This window comes from Dyella sp. NPDC103356 (assembly GCF_055584465.1).
This window is the reverse complement of sequence record NZ_JBVJLZ010000026.1, coordinates 3,842-6,933: the sequence shown is the minus strand read 5'-3', so window position 1 is coordinate 6,933 and position 3,092 is coordinate 3,842. Positions and strand designations below refer to the sequence as shown.

Here is a 3,092-nt window from a genome sequence, read left to right as displayed (position 1 = left end):
CACAGCGGACGCCGGCAACCTCCTGCGGACTGACCAGCACGCCGCGGAACGTGCGATGCACCTCGGCCATATACGATCGCCACCAGTCCTGATCGAGCGCGTACAGCACATCAGCTGTCGGCACTGCGCGGAACGTGGTGTTCGTGACGAAGATCGCGCGGCCCGCGGCCTCCGCTCGCCAGCGTTCCGCGCGGCGGCAATCTTCGTTGCTGAGGCTTGGGCCACTGGCGATGCAAATCGCCTCTCGCCAGCGATTGCAAAAACTCACGATGCCAGCAACGACCACGGCGCGAGCAGCCGCTCGATCGTCGGATTGGTCGCCATATCCGTCATCTGACCGGTGGCCTCGCGATTCACATACAGGTCACCGATGATCATCAGCAATACGGCCCGCAGAGCCGCCGGGATTTGTTCCCCAGGGTCATTGCCTGACGCCGGCGTGGTGCCTACGGTGATCACAGCCGTCACCGCTGCCGGCACGCTGTTGGTGCGCGGCCATGACTTGCCCGCCGGCGGCGTAATGCGGGCCGGCACGCTGGCCAAGTCGACGACGTAGTCGGTACCGGCTTGCATCGCCTGCAGTTCGCCCTGCTGATCGATGTAGGTTAGCGTCGATAGAGCTGAGACAGGGCCACCCGGGAGCGTCATTCGGTCCTCGAACCGATCCCAGGTGACCCGCCAGCTTTGTTGCATCAACGCAACGCCCGTCGCTTCCTCTACGTGCCCGCGAGCTGCGGCAATGAACAAGCTGATCAGCCCATCTTCATCGGTATCGAGGATACGCAGATGCAGCTTGGCTTCATCCAGAGTGATCGGCTCGACGGTCGGTGGCGTCGTGACGACCACGCTGCGGACATTTGACGGGATGCGCAGCATGTCGGCTTACTTCTCAGCCTTGGACGCCGGCTTCTCGGCCTTGGGCTTTTCCGGCACGGTGTGGCCAGCCTTTTCGGCGTAGTCGACCGCGTCGGGGTGCGAATCGATCTGGCCGGCTTCATGGAGCGCGGCGACCTGGGCGGCATCGCCCTCGAAGATGTGGGCGTTCGGCTTGTAGGTCACGCCGTCGAGCTCGAACGTCTGGAGAACGCGACCACTCGTCGCGCCAGCGGTGGGCTTGGGAGCCATGATGAATTCCTCGATATGGAAAGTTCAGAGCACGGGGCGCCCGAAGGCGCCCCATGCAGAGCTGCGCGGAGGCGCGATCAGGTGGCCGAGTTCTGGAACAACGACACCGGACCGTTCGAGCCGACGCCGGTGTACTGGCCACCGGAACGCTGCCAGGCGAGGAAGCCGACCTGCCCCTTGATGGTGAAAGCCGAGTCGGTGAAGCGGAACAGCGTCACGTCCATCACGTCGCGGATCTTGTAGTAGCTGAAATCGCCGTAGCCGATCGACTTGGCGTTCGCTGCCATGGCGGCCACGTCCTGGTTGATCTGGATCGCGTCACCCAGCAGCTGGTCCGGCATGCCGCCCGGCACATTCGTCTCGTAGCCCGGAACGAAGATTGGACGCTGCTGGCCATCCTTGATCTTGCGTACCACCTTGAGCGTGTTGTCGTTGAACATCCATTTGCAGTTCTTCCCGGCGCGGTAGTCCGGGTCGACCGAATGCTGCATATCGATCAGGTTGTCGTAGGTCACGGTGACCGTGCCGCCGGTGGCCGCGGTCACGCCCACCGGTGCGGCCGTAAACAGGCCATTGGGCTCGTTGGTGCCGCTGCCGATGGTGAACTTCTGGTTCTGGATGCGACCCAGGCGCTTGCTGATACGAGCAACCAAAAAGCCCTCGATATCGACACTCGAATCCTGGATCAACTCGATCGGAACGGTAATGACCTTCGATCCGAACTTGAACGTTGACAGCGTGACGGCATTGAACGACGGGTCAGCCGCAGCAGCTGCAACATTCTGCGCGACGATCTCGCCGATCTCGGCCGTACCGTCGCTGGTCGGGTATTGAATGTCGTTGCCCTGCGAGGTGCTGAACACCTCCGCCACTGCGCGCATGCCGCCGAAGGCCTTGAGGGCTTCGATGACCTGTTTGGCCACTTCCACGGGCACCGTGTAGCCGCCCTGGCTGGGCGTCGTGGTCGACATGGTGTTGCGCACGACCTGTATTTCTTCGGGGGTCAGGCCGTCGAAGCCAACGCGCAGGAAGCGGTTGTAGACGGAAGGCTGCGCGCCACCGTTGGCCAGGGCCCGTGCAGCAGCCTCGCGGATGGCGTCTTCACCGCGGTTCTCGGCATCCAGATCGAGCACGCGCTGGGTGCGATCGATCTGGGCTTCAAGGTCGGCGATCTCGGCCATGGCGGTGTCGTAGAACGCCTGATCTTCGGCGGTCCACTTGCGATCCTTCGTCTTGTCCATGTACTCGCGAATTTCTTTGGCTCGGGCGCTGCGACGCTCCCGGAGAGCTTGGATACTCATGGGTCTTTACCTTTCTTGAGGTGAAAAAAAAGCCGCCCAATGGCGGCTCGGGGGCTAAGCGCAGCGCGGCGCTTAAGCGATCTGCTCGACTAAGGCGAGGCGGCGCTCGAGGTGCGCGCGGAACTCGCTTTCGTCGATGGTGTTCTCGGCTTCCGGTTCGGGAATGGCCGGCGCATTGTCGTAGGCGGTGAGATTCCAGCGCGCCTTCGCCTTCGGCGCATCCACGGCCACCGAATCAGCCAGGCCAGCCGTCACCGCCTCATTGGCGTTGAACCAGGTCTCAGCCTTCATCCAGGCCACCGCCTGCGCGACGGTGCCACCGGTTTTCTTGGCATAGTCGGCTGCGATCGTGGCGTCGATCTTTTTCAGGAACGCGGCGGCATTGGTCATCTCGTCTTCATTGCCCATCGCGAAGGTCCAGGCCTTGTGGACCATCATGAACGAGCCCTCGGCCATCTGGACCTCGGCGCAATTTACCGCGATTACACTCGCGGCCGATGCAGCGACGCCGTCGACATGCGCAATGAACTTGGCCTTGCTGGCCTGCATCTGAGCGATGATCGCCCGAGCCTCGAACACGTCACCGCCGGGGGAATTGATTCGCAGATGGATCGTGCTGGCCGTGACGGTTTTCAGCGCATCGGCAAAGGTCTTTGCCGTCATACC

General features: G+C 62.7%; 5 protein-coding genes. All 5 read right to left on the bottom strand.

Annotation, left to right across the window (positions count from 1 at the left end):
• The coding region (locus tag ACZ6WW_RS23480; RefSeq protein ID WP_465276331.1) for a hypothetical protein at positions 1 to 268 on the bottom strand (268 nt) is incomplete at its 3' end.
• Entirely contained in the window at positions 265 to 876 is a 612-nt protein-coding gene (locus ACZ6WW_RS23475; RefSeq protein WP_465276330.1) for a head-tail connector protein, read from the bottom strand. The genes ACZ6WW_RS23475 and ACZ6WW_RS23480, both read right to left, overlap by 4 nt.
• Before the next feature lie 6 nt (positions 877 to 882).
• Positions 883 to 1,125 (bottom strand): hypothetical protein, encoded by a 243-nt coding sequence (locus tag ACZ6WW_RS23470; protein WP_465276329.1) that lies wholly within the window; start codon positions 1,123 to 1,125, stop codon positions 883 to 885.
• A 77-nt stretch (positions 1,126 to 1,202) separates the two neighbouring features.
• Positions 1,203 to 2,426, bottom strand: a complete 1,224-nt coding sequence (locus tag ACZ6WW_RS23465; RefSeq protein ID WP_465276328.1) for a phage major capsid protein — start codon at positions 2,424 to 2,426, stop codon at positions 1,203 to 1,205.
• 72 nt (positions 2,427 to 2,498) lie between these two features.
• Positions 2,499 to 3,092 (bottom strand): head maturation protease, ClpP-related (locus ACZ6WW_RS23460; RefSeq protein WP_465276327.1); only part of this gene is annotated, 594 nt, incomplete at its 5' end.

Excerpts from the sequence above, each read along its gene's own strand:
- ACZ6WW_RS23465 (WP_465276328.1), bottom strand. The coding sequence starts at position 2,426 with ATGAGTATCCAAGCTCTCCGGGAGCGTCGCAGCGCCCGAGCCAAAGAA.
- ACZ6WW_RS23475 (WP_465276330.1), bottom strand. The coding sequence starts at position 876 with ATGCTGCGCATCCCGTCAAATGTCCGCAGCGTGGTCGTCACGACGCCA.
- ACZ6WW_RS23470 (WP_465276329.1), bottom strand. The coding sequence starts at position 1,125 with ATGGCTCCCAAGCCCACCGCTGGCGCGACGAGTGGTCGCGTTCTCCAG.